Here is a 19,724-nt window from a genome sequence, read left to right as displayed (position 1 = left end):
AGCGTACAGGCTCAACTATCAAACAAACGAACACCAAGCCAAAGCGGGGGTTACGATACCACAGGATTCATGTAAAATACCCGTATTGATGTTGAGATAAGGTCTATTTTATGCGTAACCACGGTGTCCGTTCGGGTTTTACTCTGATTGAATTATTGATTGTGATGGTCATTTTGGGCTTGCTGGCATCACTGGTTGCACCCACTATGTTTTCCAAAGTGGACTCCTCCAAACGCAATACCGCTGAAACTCAAATGCAGATGCTAGCTACCTCACTGGATGCTTACCGGCTGGACGTTGGCCGCTACCCAGAACGGCTGGATGAATTACTTCGTTCCGATGCCCGTAACTGGGATGGTCCCTACCTGCCACGCGAAGTACCGCTGGATCCCTGGGATAACCCTTACGTGTATCAGCGCATCAGCAACAACCAGTACACGCTAAAAAGCCTTGGCGCCAATGGCCGTGAAGGTGGCGAAGGCGACGACGCCGATATTGTTTACCGCTGAGTAGTTACCACAATGCACTTGCCAAACTTTGTTTAAACTTCGGGGCGCTCAGCGCCCCGCAGCATTCACATCATCGCCACAAAAATAAGCCACACCCCATTGCTGCAAACGCATTATCGCGGGTTGTGGTACCTTGCCACCCGACCAGGCGCAGAGCAAAATTCCGGCCGCCTTGCAGGCAGCCACGGTGTCCTTATTCACATCGCTATAATGCATAAACCAACCGCGCCCTCCCTGTTTGGCAATCGCCGCAGCCAGCTGCTGCACCGCCTGACCTGATTGCCGGAGTGGATGATGCTGTTCTGGCCAAAGCCCACCACCAAGCCGGGCAGCTTCAGTCAGGATCTGTTGCCGCCGGCCCGAAGGCTCTGGGGTAAGCGGATTGGCAGGTGTCAATCCAAGCCAGGGCAAAGGATGGCTGGTGTACCAGCGTGGACAGCGGCTGTGCTGCCCAAGCCAGTTCAGCGCATCCCAATGAAAACTGCAAAACACAGTCTGCGCCTCAGCATTTAGCGCTGTCACCTCGGCCAGCGCTTGACGTGCCAGCGGCAACCATGCCAGCGCCTCACGCTCTGGCACTGGCGTTTTTAACTCGGCCACACACAAAAAATCCGGCCGCTGCAGGCACAGCGCCAGCAACTCACGAAAGCGTGGAATTGGCGCATCCTCGATATCGGCCCGGCCTGGATGCTCTTTTGCATAGAGACTGCCAGGCTTTTGCTGACCAATTCGGTACTGCTGCAATTCGGCATAGCTTAGCTGATGAATAGCCGGCGTTGGGCCCTGCTCAGGCAACCAATAGCCCTGAGCATGACGGCAAAAACCCCGGTTTAATCGCCCGTCGTGGTGCAGTACTACAGCGCCGTCTGCGGTTAAACGCAAATCGCATTCCACACCGACACACCCGGGCTGCTGCAGGGCAAACTGAAAAGCAGCCAGGCTGTTTTCCGGCATCAGTCCGGCAAAGCCACGGTGAGCGATAGACTGCATGTAAACTCCTGAATGCATTGCGGACGACTTGCTTAAATGATTTATACAAGCAGAAATGAAAGGCGGGGTTTTGTTCCCTTGTTCTTAGGGAATTACCCCCGAAGATTGTTACCCCGAAAGTTGTGAAGGTTGACCGTTATGGTTCTGGGTTTGTCGGTTCAGGTGCATCTTGGCCTTCTATGATGAGCCGATCGGCTTGCCACATGACACTGTAATGCCCAAGCTTTTTCTTACGCTCTAGTGCCTTTTTAACCGCATTACGCAAAGCAGTATGGGTTTCTTCAACCGTGTATTTTTTTATCTGCTGGCTCGTCATAAGTAGCTCCCTGAACTAAATTATCAAAAAGGGTTGGTTCTTTAATGAAACGAGCGGAACCTCGCTGTTCAAAAATCAGCAGAGGTTCGGCATCGGCATTCATATAGCATTGGCAGTGGTCTACCAAAGAAGAGTAATGTAAAAGCAGATTGGCTAAGCTCTGGGGAAACCGACGTTTAATATCATTAAGCGGTATGTTATGACCACCATGCTTCACGCGCTCAGCCACACGCAACTGCGATACCTTGCTGTTTGGTAAGGCCAGATAAATCAATTCCACTTGCCACCCTTCAGCTTGTAGTTTTTTAACTAACTTTAAATAAGCGCGGCCTGCAAGAGTGGTTTCAAATGCAAAAGATACTTTTGCTTGAATACGGTTTTGTATCTCAGTAAGAAATAACCTACTGGCATTAAACAATTCTTTTTCTGGTGCCAATGGCGACAGACCCGCAGCAATTAAGTCTGCATTAATAAAGTTATGGCATTTAGCGACTGCAGGCAAAAATTCCAAAGCAAATGTCGTTTTACCTGCACCATTCGGTCCGGCGATGATCCAGCAAGTTGGCATGGGTGCTCCAGTTAATTAAACGTGCTGAAACCATAATATACGCAAAAGATTATAGCGATGAATCGATGTTTAAACCAGCTTAAGGCTTCGCAGCAAGGAGTGAACGGGCGCAATAAGCTGCATGCACAAGGTCCTATTCGGTTTCAATGGCAGGAATAAGCTGATGCTGTTCCAGCCACTGCACCACTTTGCTGGCTGCCTCATCAATGGATAACGATGCTGTCTGCAGATGGATTTCTGGCGCAACGGGTGCTTCATAAGGTGCGCTGATGCCAGTAAAATCAGCAATTTCACCAGCCCGGGCCCGTCGGTACATCCCTTTAGGATCGCGCTGCTCACAAAGCGCCAGCGGCGTATCGACATAAATTTCGACAAAGTAACCTTTGGCCAAAGTGCGAACGCGTTGTCGCTCAGCCTGGTAAGGCGAAATGAATGCGCACCCCACTACCAACCCGGCATCCAACAGCAAAGCAGCCACTTCGCCTACCCGGCGAATATTCTCACTGCGAGAGCCTGGATCAAAGCCCAAATCTGCATTTAGGCCATGGCGCACATTATCACCATCCAACAGATAGGTCGCACAGCCGCGCTCAAACAACAGACGGTCTACCGCATTGGCAATGCTGGATTTACCAGACGCTGATAAGCCGGTATACCACAACAGACAAGGATGGTGACCATACAGAGCCCTGCGCTCCTGGCACTTTACCGCGCTTGGATGCCACACCAGATTCGTTTGCATACATGACCTCAAAAACCGGATTAAAAAGGAAACAGCTGTGGGATTAACAGCAAACAGACCAGCAAATAAGTCACTGCCACCGGCAAACCAGTCAGCACAAAATGCCGCAAACGGTAACATCCGACATTAAATACCATCAGATTGGTCTGATAACCATAAGGCGTAATAAAGCTGGCTGAAGCGGCAAAAGCAACAGCCATGGCCATCGGCATCACATCGATGCCCATGCCAAGGGCCAGATTGTAAGCCACCGGAAACATCAGAGCAGCCGCCGCATTATTGGTAATCAACTCCGTCAACGCATAGGTTAGCAGCAAGACACCGGCAAAGGCCAGCCAGGCAGAACCCTGCCCCAAATGTTGCGCAGCCAGTTCACTGATGCTGCTGGCCAACCCAGTGCCCGACAACGCAGAAGCCAAGCAGAGGGCCGCCGTAACAATCAACCAAATCTCAACCGGAAAGCGCCGTTTCAGTTCGGCAGCACTCAGACAGCCGCTCAGCAATAATACTGCCAACAGAATGAAAGCCGCGGTAAATAAAGGGATACCAAGCAAAGCTGTGGCAGCCACCATGGCAGCAAAGCCCCACCAGGCCAGTTGCTCGCGCCAGCCACTGAGTACCGAATGCGGGCGAACACCGGAAATAACAAAAAAGTTGCGCGACAAATTCTGCCGACGGGAAAAGTCCGGTCCGGTGGCCAGCAACAACACATCGCCCGCCTTAAGCTCAACCTCGCCAAGCCGCCCCTGCAATGCCACACCATCCCGGCGAATAGCCACCACAGCCGCATCAAAGCGGGCACGAAAATCGGCACGTTTTAAAGTATCACCGACAATGGCGGCCTCCTGTTTTACCATGACCTCCGTCATGGCATCGGCGGATAAGCCAGTCCGTTCAGCATACAATTCCAGGCCGGCAAATTGGGTCAGGCGCTGCACCTGCCGGACATCACCGCTAAAAATAAGCCGGTCACCATCGGCCAGCACATCGTGAGGAGCTACCGGGCAAATCCGCTCCTGAGCGCGGACAATCTCCAGCAAGAAAAGATCTTCAAGATGCCGTAAGCCCGCTTGCTCCACCGTTTTTCCTGCCAGCGGCGAGCCAGCGAGAAGATGGGCTTCCAGCAGGCTGGCAGGTGCAGCCTGCTTGGCGGGTGTCAAAGCAGGCAACCAGGAGGCCATGATAAAAAGCACCAGACCGCAGGCCAGCACCAGGGCCAGGCCAATCAAAGTAAAATCAAAAAAAGCAAAGCCAGCATGCCCTCTGTCCAGCAGCATGCTGTGGACAATCAGGTTGGTCGAGGTGCCAATCAGGGTCAGAGTGCCACCCAAAATAGCAGCGTAAGACATTGGCAGCAGCAACTTGCTGGCCGGTTGGCGGGTATTGGCCTGGATGGTACTCAGCATAGCCGCCACCACAGCGGTGTTATTGAGCATGGAAGACGACAACGCAGAAAAGCCCAACACCCGCGTCAGGGAGCCCTTGGCTGAGCGACTGATTAACCAACGGGAAAGCCGGCGCAGCACACTGGTTTTTTCCAGCGCCACCGCAATCAGCAACAGCAGCACCAGACTGGCCAGGCCAGGGTTGCTGGCGCTTTGTAACAGGGTGGTAGCATCAATCAGACCAGTGAGCAACAACAGCACCATGGCCACCCCAAAAGCCCTCACGGCCCGCTCGGGCCAGCGTATCAGGCTCGCGACCAACAACAGCATCAAGGCCAGCAGCCCAAAGGCCGGAATGGTCATAGGCTCAGGATTTATCCAACCCGGAAGTGGGCTTGCCGAGCTCCGGATAGTGCTTACGCAGCAACGCAATGAACTCCTGCTCGAACGGGGATAGCGCCACCAGCTTGGTTTGTTGCGTTGGCTCGGCCTGTGCTAACAGGGCCGACTCCACCATGCCCGCCCCCACCGTTTGGTTGGTGAGGCGGTCGATCACGATAAAAGCTCCGGTCTGCTTGTTGCTGGCATAGGCATCAAACACTACGGTTTCAGACAACTGCACATCCAGCAGACCAATTTCATTCAGCCCCAGCGTGCTGGCTGGTGTTTCCTGCAAGGTGTTCACATCCATCCGGTAATGCAGCGTTTCTACCTGGCCGGTGGTCAGTTTGCAGCCAAACTTAAACCAGTACTCACGATCCGGCTGCAACGCCTGCTGGTGCAACCACACCATGCGGGCACGCAAACGGCTGGCCTGATGCGGCAGAGCATCTTTCGCCACCAGCATGCAGCCGCGGCTCACATCCACTTCATCCGCCAGAGTGATGGTTACCGACTGCGGGGCTTCGGCCACGCTTTGCTCACCATCAAAGGTCAGAATGGATTGCACCCGGCTAACGGTGCCAGCGGGCAATACCCGCAGCGTATCCCCTACCTGCACCGAGCCCGACACAATACGGCCCTGAAAACCACGAAAATCAGCATGAGGCCGGCACACCAGCTGCACCGGAAAGCGAAAATCCTGCGGCGCAGCACTGCTGGTCACATCCAGCTGCTCCAGATACCCCATTAAGGTGGAACCACGAAACCACGCCAGCTCCTTACTGGGATGCACCACATTGTCGCCTTTAAGGGCGGAAATAGGCACAAAGCGAATATCCGGAATATCCAAAGCGCCTGCCAATTGCAGGTAGTCTTGCTGGATCTCTTTGTAACGAGCTTGCGAATACGCCACCAGATCCATTTTATTGATGGCCACGATAACATGCTTAATACCCAGCAACGAACAAATAAAACTGTGGCGGCGGGTCTGTACCTGCACGCCATGGCGGGCATCCACCAAAATAATGGCCAGATCGCAATTGGATGCGCCGGTCACCATGTTGCGGGTGTACTGCTCATGGCCCGGTGTGTCGGCAATAATAAACTTGCGCTTGTCGGTGGAAAAATAGCGGTAGGCCACATCAATGGTAATGCCCTGCTCGCGCTCCGCTTGCAAGCCATCTACCAGCAGCGCCAGATCCAGCGCATCGCCCTGGGTGCCGACTTTCTTGCTATCGGCGGTAATGGCTGCCAGCTGATCATCAAAAATCAGTTGGCTATCATGCAACAAACGGCCAATCAGCGTGCTTTTGCCATCATCCACACTGCCACAGGTAATAAAGCGCAACAGCTGTTTGCGTTCATGCTGCTGCAAATAACTTAAGATATCGTGTTCAATCAACGGGGATGCGTGGCTCATCGGTGCTTTGAGTACTAAAAGTACCCCTCCATTTTTTTCTTTTCCATGCTACCACTGCTATCGCGGTCTATTACCCGCCCTTGGCGCTCAGAGGTTTTGGTCAGCAACATTTCCTGGATAATGGCGGGCAGCGTATCGGCGTCGGATTCAATAGCGCCGGTCAGAGGGTAACAGCCCAGGGTGCGAAAGCGGACTTTTTTCAGCTGCGGCACTTCACCTGGTAGCAGTGGCATCCGGTCGTCATCCACCATGATCCAGCCACCATCACGGGCCACCACCGGCCGCTCTTTGGCAAAGTACAACTCCGGAATGGGGATCTGCTGCTGGTATATGTATTGCCAGATATCCAGCTCGGTCCAGTTGGATAAAGGAAACACCCGGATGCTCTCGCCTTTATCGACTTTGGCGTTGTAGATAGACCACAGTTCCGGCCGCTGATTTTTTGGGTCCCAGCGCTGCTGCTTATCACGAAAAGAAAACACTCGTTCCTTGGCGCGGGACTTTTCCTCATCCCGGCGCGCACCACCAAAAGCCGCATCGAAGCCATGCTGCTTTAGCGCCTGTTTCAGTGCCTGGGTTTTCATCACATCGGTGTGCTTGGCCGAACCATGGCTAAAAGGCCCAATGCCCTGCGCCAGCCCGTCCGGATTGGTATGCACCAGCAGCTGAAAACCAAGCTCACGCGCCATGCGATCGCGAAACGCTATCATCTGCTGAAACTTCCAGGTGGTATCGATATGCAGCAGCGGGAAGGGAATTTTTGCCGGATAAAAGGCTTTGCGCGCCAGATGCAGCAACACTGAGGAATCCTTGCCCACCGAGTACAACATCACAGGGTTATCAAATTCAGCCACCACCTCCCGAAAGATGTGGATGGCTTCGCTTTCCAGCACAGCAAGATGCGATAGATTCATACGCTGGCACTCAGGGTGCGATTAAGCTGAAACGCCTGCATGCTTGCACGCAGCTCCTCGTTAGCATCCAGTCCCAGCCAGTTTAAAAAAGACGGGATAATATCGCCCTGCTGCTGCATCTGGGCATCGTAATCGATGATGGTAATGGCATCACTGCCAAAAGCCGCCGTGTACGCCGCAACTAAAGCATCGAAATCGGTCAGCCAGGTATCGTCTTCGACATAAAGCGCCGACCAAAAATCCTTCGATGGACGCCGCTCCGGTTTTTTTGCCAGCTGTGCCCGGTACGATGCCAGATACTGCGCTTTATCACGCAGATAGAGCACAATTTTAATGTCCTTAGAGACAACAGCGAGCAAATCCTTCAGCAGCACCAGCTCATCTTCAAAGCGCAGCAACGACAACCCCTCGGTGCTGATTACCTTATCCAGCCCGGGCTGTTCCGCCGCAAAAGCGGCCAGCCGCTGTTTCACCTGGCTGTAGTAATCTACCGGAAACTGTTTGATGGCCTGGCGGGCAAAGGAGTCGCGGGTCGGCCGCATGGTGGCCAGGTAACACTCAATGTGATTGTTCGGAAAATGCAGGCCACGGTAATAATGCCGCCCCTGCGCTGTTAACCAGCCACGCTGTGAATTCAGCCAGCGCTGCAGCGAGGTAGAACCGGTTTTATGGCTGCCAATGTGCAGATACAGCGTCATGCAAGAACCCCGGAAACAAAAACACTATTGTACGGTGCTTTGCCTAATTTTTACAGGCCTAAGGCCCGGCTATCGGACATAGCATAAGCGAACAGGCATAAAAAAAACGCCCCGCAGGGCGTTTTTATCACAACTTTGAAATTAAGGGTTCAAAGCGTCAATTTTAGCTTCTAATGCAGATAAATCTGCAGTCGCGCCGTTAGAATCGTTCACAACAACCAGACGGTCGCCGTTGCCACGCTGGTAAGCAGAGTAAACGGTCACATCTTCAGCTTTAACGTTGGTGATCAAAGTCAGGCCAACAGCAAAGTTACCTGGTCCAGACAGGTTCACACCTTTAGCAACCATTGCATTGCGGATAGCAGCGTTTAGTGAAGTTACAGAACGAGCATTCGACACGCCAACTTTACCCAATTCAATAACTTGTCCGCCAACAACAGCAGAAGCACTGATGTCGCCAGTCTGGCTGCCTTTGTTGGTCAGCTGAATGGTTTGCTCAGCAGTTGGTCCGTACAGCATGTATGGGATGTATACAGAAGAACCATTCAGAGTCCAAGAACCTGCACCAGCAGTCAGAGTCTTAGTGCCTTTCTTGCTAGTAGGAATACCGTCATAAGCAACTACTGCAGACAGGCTGAAAGTAGTGGTTGGGATTACAGAAGCAGAACCTTCTGCAACATCAACGTCTACACTCAGATTTTGAATGCCATTACACTCAACTACTGCTGAAGCAGCAGTAACTGCCACAGACACAGGAGTAGCACCATTACACTCGAACGACAAAGCATCGGCCAGCAAGGAGCCTACTGGCGCGCCAGGAGCTGCAGTAGTACGCAGTGCCCAGCTGAAGTCGCCAGTCAGCGTGTAAGTAGTTTTGGTTGCTGTAACACCCTGATTAATAGCTACCGGGGCTGCAGGAGTACCTGTTTTCTGAGTCAGGATGTTGAAATGGCCAGTTACGGTGGTTGCATCATCAACGAAAGTTTCGCGATCAGCGCCAACATCAATCACTGCACTCAGGTTGTCGCCTGCACCAACTGGCTCAACAGTTGCGAACTGGTCGAACAAACGTACCAAAGTAGCTGTCCGCGCCAAGCCACCGCCAGTATCCAACGCCTGGCCATTAGCAGTTTCAGCAGAGAAAGTAGCTGTCAGGTTACCAGTCAGGTTGGCTGAAGTCAGCGCATTAGCAGTAGCACTAAATAAAGTCTCAGTACGCGCTGAGATGGTAGTTTCGTTGATTGTGGCGTTAGTAACACGGTACACAGCAACCAACTGACCATCCACTGTAGAAGTAGAAAGCAAGTTCAAGCGGGCATCAAGCTCAGTATTAGCATCACCTTCATCCCACACTGGCGGCTCTGCTGGATCCGTTTCTGTATTAGAGTAAAGACGGACTACTGATTTTAAGTTAGCCGCTTTAACCGAGTTGTTTGAAAAAGTAATACGGATGATATCATTATCAGCATAGTTAGCACCAGCAACAATACGCAGGTCAACTGCATTTACTGCATCCGATGCACCTACCAGCTCGTTTGCCACGTTGCTAGCAGTTGCTTGCAGAGTAGCCGCTTGAGCTGTACCAGCAAACGCCAGTACTGCAGAAGCGATTAATGTTTTTTTAAACATGTTCGTCATGTCTTTCTCCAATTTCATGAAATTTGAGATGTCAGGCTTCGTGCCCTTTTTCTCTTTAGTAAAAACAACCGCTCTAGAACGGTGCGAATTGATTATCATGAATGCTTTTTACTATGTCAATCAAATAAAAAGCATTTTTTTATTATAAAGCAACAAACCTTAAGTAACTGCCGAAATTACCAGCAAAAGTTACACAATGTTCTGTTTGCGCTATCCCAAATACAAATTACTGTCAAAAAAGCCGACAGTGGGCGTGCTCTTTTTAATCCGAAAGCCGGATGCTTGTCAAGCCTTCCGCTATGGTAGCACGAATATACTGCCAGTCGTCTACACTATCGATGACTCGGGGTGTAATAAAAATCACCAGTTCCGTTTTTTCCCGGCGTTGTTCAGCACCTTTGAATAGTTGGCCGATTAGCGGCACCCTTGATACACCTGGAACATGACTATTACCGTCGGTATTACTCTCAGAAATAAGACCACCTAGCAGCACGGTCTGGCCGCTTTGCGCCAAAACTTCTGTTTGAATGCTGCGTTCAAAAATACTCGGGCTACCGGCGACTTGAGGGCCTCCGCTGCTGGTATTGGAAATAGTTTGATCGATCTCCAGCACCACCAAGCCCTGGGCATTTATCGTAGGTGTAACAGTCAGGCTTACGCCTGTTTTACGATACACAACACTGGTACTTTGCGTCTCAGTCCCAGGGTTGATGGTAGTACTTCCAATGGTTGGGATATCATTTCCAACCGTTATATTGGCAGAGACGCCATCACGAACTACCAGAGTCGGATTGGATAAAATATTTACCAAGTTGCTGCTGGCAGATAAGCGTGCTAATAAGCTTGATACACCATCGGCCCAGTTTAGACGAAAACCACCCATTTCACTGACACCCAAAGCACCTAGTGTACCTCCGGTTAAGCGGCCACTGCGAAAGGCAAACTCAAAGCCTTGGGCAAATTCATCGGTTAAGGTAACCTCGGCAATGGTGGCATCCAGTAAAATTTGCTTGGGCAGCACATCCAACCGCTGAATAATCGGCAGCAGCGACTGATAAGCAGTGCCGGTGGTATAAAACAATAAGGTATTGGAGCGCTCATCCACGGTTAAACGCATATCGCCATCACCAGATACCGCGGCACTTGCACTGCTGCCTCTATCAGTTGCTTGCGCACTTTGCGTATCACGCCTACTACTGGCGGTACCAGAAATATTGACACCGATTAATGGTGCCACCGAATTGCCTAAATCAGACGCTCTGGCATAACGCGGGTGGTAGATAAAAAAGCGTTTATCGTTGCCACGGCCCGGCCGATCGATTTGGCTGGCCCAGTACTCGGCTCTGTCCAGCACAAAGGCATCGCCGGCAAACAACGCCATGGCACCTATTTGTTTTATGGGCACCATTAATAAGGCCGGACCAGTGGATGAACGAGTGCTGACATTAAAACCTTCCGCCTGCATCAGCTCAGTCAGTTGATTGCTAAACTCATCCGGTGTCAGGTAAGTTAGCTGCATCAGACCGACATAGCGACCACGGCTGGATGGGATATCCAGTAGTGACAATAAATCCAAAGCCCTAAGCACTTCCGTGCGACTACCCTGAATGAAGTAAGCATTTTGTTCGAAGTCCGCCGTAATTTGGGCGCTGGTTAAACTACGTAAGGTGCGCTCTACACTGGTTTTGATGCCATAACGCAGTGGCACCACTTGCAGCACCTGCTGAATGGTATCGGGTACATCGCTGGCGCGGCGGCCAAAGCCCAGTACCACATTGGCACTGCCACTGCGCTCTTTGGGATGAATGTAGAACACATCTTCGCGCTGTGAAATTTCCAGGTTTTGCTCATCCAGCAACTGACTGGTCAGTAAAAACAACCGGCGCGAGCTGATGGGCTCTTGCACATTCATATTCAGCCGCTTGCTGCTACTGGCCTGATCGGCAATGACATAATTAACTTTTAGCACCTCACCGAAAATATGCTGAATAAATTCCGGCAGTGGCAATTGGTTTAACGCCAGTTGATGCTGATCGCGGCTGGAAAACTGTTGCGCTAAATCCGTTTGTTGCTGCAGTGCAAAGCCATCGGTGGTTAACGGGGTTAAACGGGTAAAACCGCTGGTGGCCTGGATGGCATCGGACTCTGGCAACTCGTCGGCCTGATAGTCGGGGGCAGGCCCTGCCATCCGGGATGGATTGACCGGGTACTCCGAAGGCGGCGTGGCGCAGCCGGTAAGCACCAGCAGGCTAAAGCCTGCCAGTAACGAAAAACCTTGATTACTGATCGGATGCATTGTTGGATCCCTGTTGCAAAGTAGAAGCACCGGCGAAAACCGGAGCAATAATGGCGGCTTGCTCTGGCTTTGCCGGATCGGTAAAGCGCAGCTGATGCACGCCTATCTGCGTAAGTTGAAAGCGGCCAAACGTGTCCTGCTCGCGGGATGTGATAAGACGTGCAGGGGCATCGCCTTGCTGCAGCTCGATCAAAGCCAGCCGTTGATTCAGCGAGCGGGAAATAAAGGTAGCACGCACCAGCAGCCGCATATCATCCAGTTCGGTGGCGCCTGGCAGCGCAGCCTGGCTGCCACTGGCTTGTTCGGTTTGGTCGGTCTGTGCATTTTGCTGAGCCTGACTGGTGCTGGTTTGTGCCAACCAACGCTGCATGGGTTCACTTACCCCTTGTTCACTGGCAGCTGCTGGCAACTGCAGGACGCCAAAGCGCTGACTGCTGCTGTCCTCAATCGGCGTGTGCAGGCGGTTTAGGTAGTCGCTTGCCAGTAGCAGCAAGGTGATAGCCAGCACCACGGCGGTTTTGCCCGGTTGGGCCAGCAGGGTTTGCCAGGCATGTTTCAATACAGCACCCATCAGCTATCGTCTCCGTGCATGGCGGCTTCCAGGGCAGCTGGTTGCAATACAATGGCTTGCACCAGCAGGGTCAGGGTCGCTTCGGGCTGGCTACGCCGGCCGCTGGGGCTGGTTTGGCGAAGCTCTGCATGCTGCACTGTCATACCATTTTGACCACTGAACAACGCCAGATAGCCCTGCATCAGTTGCTCCGGCCGGCCGCTGACCACCAGCCGCGCCTGGTTAACCTCCAGCCCAAGTTGGTCATCGCTGCGCTGCCCTACCCAGTCAAATACGGTAAGCTGCAATTGATGACTGGCCAGTTGCTGTTGGAATTGTTGCTGCATGGTAAGCCGCACCTGCCCCATCGACTGACCGGCTTGCTGCTGTGGGTAGCGGCTGGCTAACTGCTGCTGCAAGGTTGGCAAGTCTGCCAGTGCCTGTTGCAGTTCGGCTTCACTGGCCACCATGGCCTGCACCCTGGCTAACTGCTGGCTCACCTGCATCAATTCCTGTTGCAGCTGATTTTGCTGCTTGATTTTAGGCACCACCACAAATTGCAACAATGCCAATACAGCAGCGATAGCCAGTAAGCTTTGTTGTTTACTGCTGGTCATGCTGCCTCCGCCGTTGTTGAGTCAGAGCCAGGCTCGGCAATCGATTCAGACGGCTGCTGTGGCAACGTTTTTAACTCCACTACGATGGTAAACTGTTCACGGCTCTGCGTATCCCGGCGCACCGGCGCGGTAAAGTCGGCACTTTGCACCACCTCGCTGCTAAGCAACAACTGCAGCCAATCGGTAGCACTTGGCGCATTGCCTTGCAAACGCAAGGCGTCACTGTCGCCTTCCACCAGGGTTAGGCTGACATTGTGCAACTGCGCCAGGGCGATGATGGTCCAAAGCCCTGTGCCAGCCAGGTGATCTTGCTGGTAACGGCTTAACGCCAGCAACAGCTCATCGGCCTGTTGCAGCGATGAGCGAGCATCCAGTACGCCCGCGACTTCGGCATTGAGCCGGTTTAACTGCTGCTGGCGGCTATCCAGCTGCTGCGATAACACCGCACTGCTGCCATAAAGATACAGCAGCGCCACTGCGGCACTTAAGCCGGCGAAAGGCAGCCAGGAGCGAGCCGACGGATTGTCGCTGCGGCTATTGCTGCAATCAAGCCAGCTGCTGGCCGGTAGCTTCAGCGCAAACTGCCAGAGCCTGGCCAGCTCTGGACCTGCCCAATGCTGTCTTGCTACTGCGCTGTGGCCGCCTAGCAGCTGCAAAGCGCGTTCTTCCGTTGCCACTAAAGCACTGGCTGGTAAGGAATTAAACTCGCGGTCGTTCTGATTAAGCTGATAAAAATGACCATCGGGCATGGCAAGGGTATGCAGCCCCAATTGGCGGCTGGCAAACACCAGCAGACTGATGGGCAGTACCAGCCTGGCCTGACGGCAGCTGTCGGCTAGCTCCGCTTTGGGGGTAATGCTGATGACCCGGCGCTGGCCATTGTGCAATTCACCAATCAGGTGGTAACACAGGCGGCCTTGCTCACGCTGCTGCAGAATTTTTTTCAGCGCACTGCGCGAGGCGATCTGAAAGCTTTCGTGCTGCTCGTCGTAGCCATGGCGCGATAGCACCAGCACAGGGGCAACCGGCTGCTGCACTGGCTGCAGCTGGCCTTGCAGCCAACCATAACGGCGGCCGTCGCGGGCCAGGTACTGCAACTTACGTTGTAGCCAGGCCGGGGCTTTCAGCAAATAGGCAGAGGGTGTCGCAGTCTGCGTTTCAGACATACTGGTTCCCGGTTACTAAGGTGCCATTTAAAATCACGGCTGGATCTCTCCTATTATCACTGATTGCTATGCTGTCACGCGGTCTTTTCAACACCGTACCTTTGCCTTGACAGGCCGTGCTTGCCTGAAAGACGAAAACCATGCTTTAGTCTGCCCGCTGCTGTTGGCGGATCAGCACAGGGAGCTCAGCATTGGCATCAATCCGCAGCTGCACCGACCATTGCTGCTGTGCAAACCGCAGCTGCATGATCAGTTCACGGCCGGGGAAAAAAGTCGCGCCTTCATCGGGCTCGATACCGGTAAGCTCGGTAAAACGAAAGCGATCGACACTCCCTTGTTGCCGCCACTGGCGGAGTATATCGAACTGGGCGGGTGGGAGCAACGCAGCCAGCAATGGATCCGGTGCTGTCAGGTAATTGAATTCATCGCCCTGTACCCGACTGAGTTGCCACAAGCTACTGCTATCAAGCTGAGACCAGCCTGGTACTGCCATCACCTCGCTCACATGCTGTAAATAAAAGCCAGGGGCTGCAAAGGGTAAACGCGCAGCAGACTCTGGTCGCTGTGCATCACCTAAGGTGTTTAGCATGGTATTGGCGCCCAGGCTGTCGATGCCTTGTTGCTGCAACCACTGTAGATGCAACTGGGATGGAAAACGCAAATCCAGCAAGCCGTTGATATCCTGCAGCCGGACTTCGATGAACTGCACGGCATCATCGGTCGTGCTCTCGTCGGCATCCAAGCCTGGCGGCAGTGCCCAGTCAAAAGGGTAGCCGTAAAAATTCCAGCCATAGAGCTGCTCGCCGCTGTCAGGGCCTTGCCACTCTTGGGTAAGCAAGGCAAAACTTAGCTGGTTCATGGCTGAATACAGCTGCAATTGCTGCTGACTGGCATCCAACAACCGTTGCACCTGCCGCTGGTTTTGCTGAACCCCGGCTACCATCACCAACAGCAGGATACTAAAAATCGCGGTCATCAGTAGCACCTGAAAGAGGGCCACTCCCTGCTGCGCGCTTGCCCTGCTCATAAACCGGCATCCAGTTGCGACAGCTGCTCATTGCCGCTGTGATCAAAGCGCTGCTGCCAGCGCCACTCATCACTGCTGATGAGCAACTGCTTGGGTTGCAGCAGGGTTTGCATGCCATCGTACTCACTGAGCCAGGGCAGCGCTGCAGGTGCTTCGGCAAAATCATCCTGCATGGCCAGTCGTTGCTGAAGGGACGCATAGCCGCGGTAGCTGAAATCAAGCTGGCTTTGACCGGTCAGCAGCACACGGCGAAACTCAAAAGGCAGTTCCTGCTCGGCATAGGCCAGCAGTTGCTGGCTTAATAAGGCCTCTTCGTACACCAGCTGCCAAAGACCGGGCTGCTCCGGGTCCGGCTCTTTGAACAAGCGGTACACAGCTGCACTGGCCGGGTTTTGCATGCTGCTGGCGCTGACGGCGGTGTAGCCGTTGTCCCGACCAAGAAAGTAAAATCCTGCTCCAGCGGGCTCACCACGCTGTTGCTGCAAGGATTGTTGCTGCACCAGCTTGGGGTAGGTGTTCACCAGCACATCGTACAGCAGTTGCCACTGCGTATAGTACTGATGGCTTCGTTGCTGGCTGGCTTGATTGCGCTGCCAGTTTTGCTGCATAAAATCGTAGGCTATGACAGCGGAGAGCATTAACAGGCTAAGTAAGGTGATGGCCAGCAAGACTTCGATCAGGGTAAAGCCACGGCTATGAGCCGGCTTTGTTAGTCGATCCATGTCAACTCCTGATAAGCAAAAGTACGGGCTTGCTGCTGGTAATACAGTTCCAGTTGAATACGGTGCAAACGAAAACGCGCTTTATTGGGCCCTGCACCTACCTCCAGCTCATCGGCGAAATCAGGCGTTCCTGTCAGCGGACCAGGCTGATTGTCAAACCGGTAAGCCACCGACAGCATCGTGCCCTCGCCCTGGCTTTGAGTTGGCTGGCTCAATAATTCACTGCGGATCTGTTGTTTGATAAAGGGCAACGCCGTCAGCATCACCCTGGTTTGGTTGGCGCGTTCGCCAGCATTTAACGCTGTTTGATAGGCAACAAAGCCAGTGGTGACAACGGTAAACAGAATGGTCATGGCCACCAGGATCTCTATCAGGGTAAAGCCAGTGCCTGAAGTCGGTTGCGATCTCATGGCTGCTCCCTGTGCCCGGCTGGCAACCGCTGCCCAGCCGGGCGGCTTACCAGCGTCTCAAACTGCACTGCAGCTGGGTTTAGTTCCAACACCCAGTGCTGCTCTTGCTCGGTCCAGTACAATGCTTGTTGCTGCCAGAAGCCATTGCCATTGACCAGCAGGCTCTGTGGCTCGAACTGCAGGTGCTCGAACACCCACTCTGTGCTTTGGTCTCCTGCAGCTAACACCACTTTGTGCTGCTCAAAACTGAGTTGTCTGCTGCTACGGGCTAGCAGCGCTTCAAACTCCACGTGTTCAATCAGACGGTACAGTTGCTCGCGCTCTTTCAAGCGCTGGGTGCGTTCGTACTGGGAAATCGTGACCGGACCAACCAAGCTGAGCATAACGGCGCCTATCACCATCACTATCAACAACTCGATCAGGGTAAAGCCGCGCTGCATCATAATGGCATGTCGGTCACAGCAGTAATACTAAGCATCATCACCACCACGATGCTGCCGACCACCAGGCCCATAAACATGATCAGCAAGGGCTCGAGCAGGTTGGTAAAACGGGTGACCCAGTCGTAAAACACTTTGCGCGAGCGCTCGGCGATTTCCGCAAACACCCCAGCCAGGGCACCACTTTCTTCACCGATGGCCAATAAGGCGGCGTAATACGGCGGGTACAAGCGGGTTTCGCTCAGGCTTTTGGCCAGGCCATTGCCGCGGCGAATATGCTCCTGAGCACTTTGGACTTCGTAGCGCAAGCTGCGGGTGCGCAAGGTTTGACAGGCAAAACGCAGCGCCCTATCGATGGCGACTCCGGATGCGAGCATGGTGCCAAGGGCGGCATTAAAACGAATGCGCTCGACCAGCAGATTGGCACTGGCAAAGACCGGGGCTTTCTCGCGCAGGCTATCCAGCAGTTGCTGTACCCAGGGCGACTGGCGCTGCTGCCACAGCAGATAGCCGCCCAAGACCACAGCTGCCAGTAAATACCACTGATAGCTTTGCATAAAATGGGTAATGCTAAGCAGCGCTTGGGTATAACCCGGTAGCTCTTGCCCTTCGCGGAACATGCTGCTGAGGTTAGGGATCACAAAATTAAAAATAAAGGCCAGCGCCAACAGGCACACCACCAGGATCACCGATGGATACACCAGCGCTTGCTTGATTTTACCACTCAGTTCTAACTGGTACTTCATTTCAGCAGACAGACGATCGAACACGCCAGCCAAATCACCGGTTTCCTCAGCAATCTTCACCAGGCCGACATAAAGGCTGTTAAAACCAGGCTCGCCGTCCAACGCAGACGACAGCTGTTCACCTTGTTTGAGCTTTTGCAGTACCCGGCTTAGTAAGTCGCGCAGGGCCGGTTTTTGCACATTCTGGCGCAAAATCGCCAGACCTTTGTCGAGCTTTAAGCCCGAACGGAGCAGCAAAGCCAGTTCGCTGGTAAAAAATTCAACGTCCTGGGTGCTTAACCGGCTGCTGCCAAGTATCGGTGAACCGGCACTGTTTTGTTGCAGGCTCAGTTCAGCAATCAGCAATTGATCGTCCAGCAGGCGCTGACGCGCCTCGGCTTCCGTCGCAGCTTCAAGCGTGCCTTGCTGTTTGACACCAGAGCGGTTGTAAGCGGTATAGGCAAAACGTTGCATCAGCCGGCCACCCTGAGCACTTCTTCCAGACTGGTTTGGCCGCGCATGGCTTTTAAGGCACCATCTTCGAGCAAATTGCGGTAGCCGCGTTCACGGTTTAACCGAGCCGCTTCGCTTAAAAAGTTGCTGTGACCCAGCAAGGCGCGTAGCTCATTGTCGCAGCGCAGGTACTCGATAATGGCGACCCGGCCACGGTAGCCAGTATGGTTGCAGTGCTCGCAACCATGCGCTTTGCGGTAGTCCGGGGTAATGCCTTGCTGCCCGGCAAGCCAGCCAAGCCCGAGATGCCCCGCTTTTTCGGCCGCTGTGGGATCAGGCACACTGCAATGCGAACACAGCTGGCGGACCAGCCGCTGCGCCAACACCACTTTGACGGCCGCACTTAATAAAAATGGTTCGACGCCTAAATCCAGCAAACGGGTATAGGCCGATGGGGCATCGTTGGTGTGCAGGGTACTGAACACCAGGTGGCCGGTTAAGGCCGATTGCAGCGCTATGCCGGCAGTCTCTTTGTCACGGATTTCCCCGACCATGATGATGTCCGGATCTTGCCGCACCACGCTGCGCAGTGCATTGGCAAAGGTAAAGCCAATTTCGGACTGCACATGCACCTGATTGATGCCATCGAGCTGGTATTCGACCGGATCTTCAATGGTGATAATTTTGACACCCGGTTCGTTGCGGCGCGATAAAAACGAGTACAGACTGGTGGTTTTACCTGAACCCGTTGGCCCGGTCATTAAAATCACGCCCGAAGTTGCTTGTAGGTCTTGCAGCAGCAACTGTTCGATATCGGGTTCAATGCCTAAGGTGCCTATGTCGTACGACAAGGCATCCTGCAACAGGAACCGCATCACCACACTTTCGCCTTCGCCCACCGGCAAAGCCGATACCCGGATATCGACGGTACGGCCATCGACCCGCATTTCGATTTTACCATCCTGCGGCCGGCGTTTTTCTGCGATGTCCATTTTGGACAACAGCTTTAAACGGGTGACTACCGGCAACAGCAAATTCATTGGAATGGTTTCCGCTTCCTGCAACACACCGTCGATGCGATAGCGCACCCTGCCACGGCCTTTCCAAGGTTCGATGTGCATGTCGGAGGCACGGCGACGCAGGCCTTTGGCGATGAGGTTATTCAGCAGGTTGACGGTAGGCGCTTCGCTGGCAAGTTCCCGCAGCCGGTCTTCTTCCAGCACACTAAGATCACCATCACTGCTTTGGCTGGGTTCATCCTGCAGCCGTTGTTGCAGCTGCAGACATTGCTCTTCGGTGGCAACCAAGATGGCGGGCAGTTCATCACCAAACAGCAGGCTTACACGCTCCAGACCATCGATTTCAGCCGGGCTGGCGCTTAACAGCATCAGCGCTGCATCATCGGCAAGGCTTTTTGCGCAAACCGGTAACCACTGTTTTTCCAGCAGTGCGTTCAGTTGCTGCTGCGACAACTGTTGGCGGGTTTGCGCCGGCCAGTCGTTATCATCCAGTAACTGCTGATATTGGCTGTCTGTCAACAGGGGCAATTGCAACAAGCGGGCATAATAAGCAGGCAGCAGCTCGGTAGAAAAAGCGCCCATCCGTACCAGGATTTGTTCCAGCCGGCCGCCATTGCGCTGCTGATATTGCAGCGCTTTTTGGACATCATCTGCCGGGATTTGAAAGCTTTCCATCAGTGTTGCCGTTAACTCAGACATGCGGGCTGTATCTCATAGCGTTGTTGGGTGATCCTGCGG

The 19,724-nt window shown here is 53.5% G+C and carries 20 protein-coding genes; 1 reads left to right on the top strand and 19 read right to left on the bottom strand.

From position 1 onward, the window contains the following. Positions 1-110: 110 nt before the first annotated feature. A complete protein-coding gene (gene gspG, locus JJU14_RS00510) occupies positions 111-509 on the top strand; it encodes a type II secretion system major pseudopilin GspG (protein ID WP_228610464.1) in 399 nt (132 codons plus the stop codon). A gap of 48 nt (positions 510-557) precedes the next feature. Here gspG and JJU14_RS00505 read toward each other — a convergent pair whose 3' ends face one another. The 19 genes from JJU14_RS00505 to JJU14_RS00415 all read right to left on the bottom strand — a co-directional run bounded on the left by JJU14_RS00505 (position 558) and on the right by JJU14_RS00415 (position 19,685). Next, positions 558-1,499: a glycerophosphodiester phosphodiesterase family protein gene (locus JJU14_RS00505; protein ID WP_228610462.1), complete on the bottom strand. Its 942-nt coding sequence runs from the start codon at positions 1,497-1,499 to the stop codon at positions 558-560. A 136-nt stretch (positions 1,500-1,635) separates the two neighbouring features. Further along, positions 1,636-1,815 carry a hypothetical protein gene (locus tag JJU14_RS00500; RefSeq protein ID WP_228610460.1) on the bottom strand — a complete coding sequence of 60 codons (180 nt, stop codon included), beginning with the start codon at positions 1,813-1,815 and terminating at the stop codon, positions 1,636-1,638. Beyond that, positions 1,781-2,383, bottom strand: a complete 603-nt coding sequence (locus JJU14_RS00495; RefSeq protein WP_228610459.1) for a zeta toxin family protein — start codon at positions 2,381-2,383, stop codon at positions 1,781-1,783. Before JJU14_RS00495 ends, JJU14_RS00500 begins: the two co-directional genes overlap by 35 nt. A 133-nt stretch (positions 2,384-2,516) precedes the next feature. Continuing rightward, positions 2,517-3,125 carry an adenylyl-sulfate kinase gene (cysC, locus tag JJU14_RS00490; protein ID WP_228610457.1) on the bottom strand — a complete coding sequence of 203 codons (609 nt, stop codon included), beginning with the start codon at positions 3,123-3,125 and terminating at the stop codon, positions 2,517-2,519. Positions 3,126-3,145: 20 nt separating this feature from the next. After that, on the bottom strand, positions 3,146-4,873 hold the full coding sequence (locus JJU14_RS00485; protein ID WP_228610455.1) for an SLC13 family permease: 1,728 nt from the start codon (positions 4,871-4,873) through the stop codon (positions 3,146-3,148). 4 nt (positions 4,874-4,877) lie between these two features. Next, positions 4,878-6,311, bottom strand: a complete 1,434-nt coding sequence (gene cysN, locus JJU14_RS00480) for a sulfate adenylyltransferase subunit CysN (RefSeq protein ID WP_228610453.1) — start codon at positions 6,309-6,311, stop codon at positions 4,878-4,880. A 14-nt stretch (positions 6,312-6,325) separates the two neighbouring features. Then, positions 6,326-7,225, bottom strand: a complete 900-nt coding sequence (gene cysD, locus JJU14_RS00475) for a sulfate adenylyltransferase subunit CysD (protein WP_228610451.1) — start codon at positions 7,223-7,225, stop codon at positions 6,326-6,328. Continuing rightward, entirely contained in the window at positions 7,222-7,923 is a 702-nt protein-coding gene (locus JJU14_RS00470) for a hypothetical protein (protein WP_228610449.1), read from the bottom strand. The genes cysD and JJU14_RS00470 overlap by 4 nt, the downstream gene beginning before the upstream one ends. Positions 7,924-8,064: 141 nt before the next feature. After that, complete coding sequence (locus JJU14_RS00465; RefSeq protein WP_228610447.1) at positions 8,065-9,660, bottom strand: hypothetical protein; 1,596 nt, start codon at positions 9,658-9,660, stop codon at positions 8,065-8,067. Between the two features lie 163 nt (positions 9,661-9,823). Then, complete coding sequence (locus JJU14_RS00460; protein ID WP_228610445.1) at positions 9,824-11,857, bottom strand: secretin N-terminal domain-containing protein; 2,034 nt, start codon at positions 11,855-11,857, stop codon at positions 9,824-9,826. Continuing rightward, complete coding sequence (locus tag JJU14_RS00455; RefSeq protein WP_228610442.1) at positions 11,841-12,428, bottom strand: hypothetical protein; 588 nt, start codon at positions 12,426-12,428, stop codon at positions 11,841-11,843. Before JJU14_RS00455 ends, JJU14_RS00460 begins: the two co-directional genes overlap by 17 nt. Then, complete coding sequence (locus JJU14_RS00450; protein ID WP_228610440.1) at positions 12,428-13,024, bottom strand: hypothetical protein; 597 nt, start codon at positions 13,022-13,024, stop codon at positions 12,428-12,430. The genes JJU14_RS00455 and JJU14_RS00450 overlap by 1 nt, the downstream gene beginning before the upstream one ends. Next, positions 13,021-14,190 carry a hypothetical protein gene (locus JJU14_RS00445; RefSeq protein ID WP_228610438.1) on the bottom strand — a complete coding sequence of 390 codons (1,170 nt, stop codon included), beginning with the start codon at positions 14,188-14,190 and terminating at the stop codon, positions 13,021-13,023. The genes JJU14_RS00450 and JJU14_RS00445 overlap by 4 nt, the downstream gene beginning before the upstream one ends. A gap of 145 nt (positions 14,191-14,335) precedes the next feature. Then, positions 14,336-15,217: a hypothetical protein gene (locus JJU14_RS00440; RefSeq protein ID WP_228610436.1), complete on the bottom strand. Its 882-nt coding sequence runs from the start codon at positions 15,215-15,217 to the stop codon at positions 14,336-14,338. Next, complete coding sequence (locus tag JJU14_RS00435) at positions 15,214-15,939, bottom strand: prepilin-type N-terminal cleavage/methylation domain-containing protein (protein ID WP_228610434.1); 726 nt, start codon at positions 15,937-15,939, stop codon at positions 15,214-15,216. The genes JJU14_RS00440 and JJU14_RS00435 overlap by 4 nt, the downstream gene beginning before the upstream one ends. After that, positions 15,927-16,349 carry a type II secretion system protein J gene (locus JJU14_RS00430; protein ID WP_228610432.1) on the bottom strand — a complete coding sequence of 141 codons (423 nt, stop codon included), beginning with the start codon at positions 16,347-16,349 and terminating at the stop codon, positions 15,927-15,929. Before JJU14_RS00430 ends, JJU14_RS00435 begins: the two co-directional genes overlap by 13 nt. Further along, positions 16,346-16,792 (bottom strand): type II secretion system protein, encoded by a 447-nt coding sequence (locus tag JJU14_RS00425; protein ID WP_228610430.1) that lies wholly within the window; start codon positions 16,790-16,792, stop codon positions 16,346-16,348. The genes JJU14_RS00430 and JJU14_RS00425 overlap by 4 nt, the downstream gene beginning before the upstream one ends. After that, the gene (locus tag JJU14_RS00420) at positions 16,789-17,988 is read right to left on the bottom strand and encodes a type II secretion system F family protein (protein WP_228610428.1); all 1,200 of its coding nucleotides are present in this window, start codon (positions 17,986-17,988) and stop codon (positions 16,789-16,791) included. Before JJU14_RS00420 ends, JJU14_RS00425 begins: the two co-directional genes overlap by 4 nt. After that, positions 17,988-19,685 (bottom strand): GspE/PulE family protein, encoded by a 1,698-nt coding sequence (locus tag JJU14_RS00415; protein ID WP_228610426.1) that lies wholly within the window; start codon positions 19,683-19,685, stop codon positions 17,988-17,990. Before JJU14_RS00415 ends, JJU14_RS00420 begins: the two co-directional genes overlap by 1 nt. Positions 19,686-19,724: the final 39 nt, after the last annotated feature.

Source organism: Alkalimonas sp. (assembly GCF_020831925.1).
Lineage (GTDB): Bacteria > Pseudomonadota > Gammaproteobacteria > Enterobacterales > Alteromonadaceae > Alkalimonas.
This window is presented reverse-complemented; position numbering and strand designations above follow the sequence as displayed.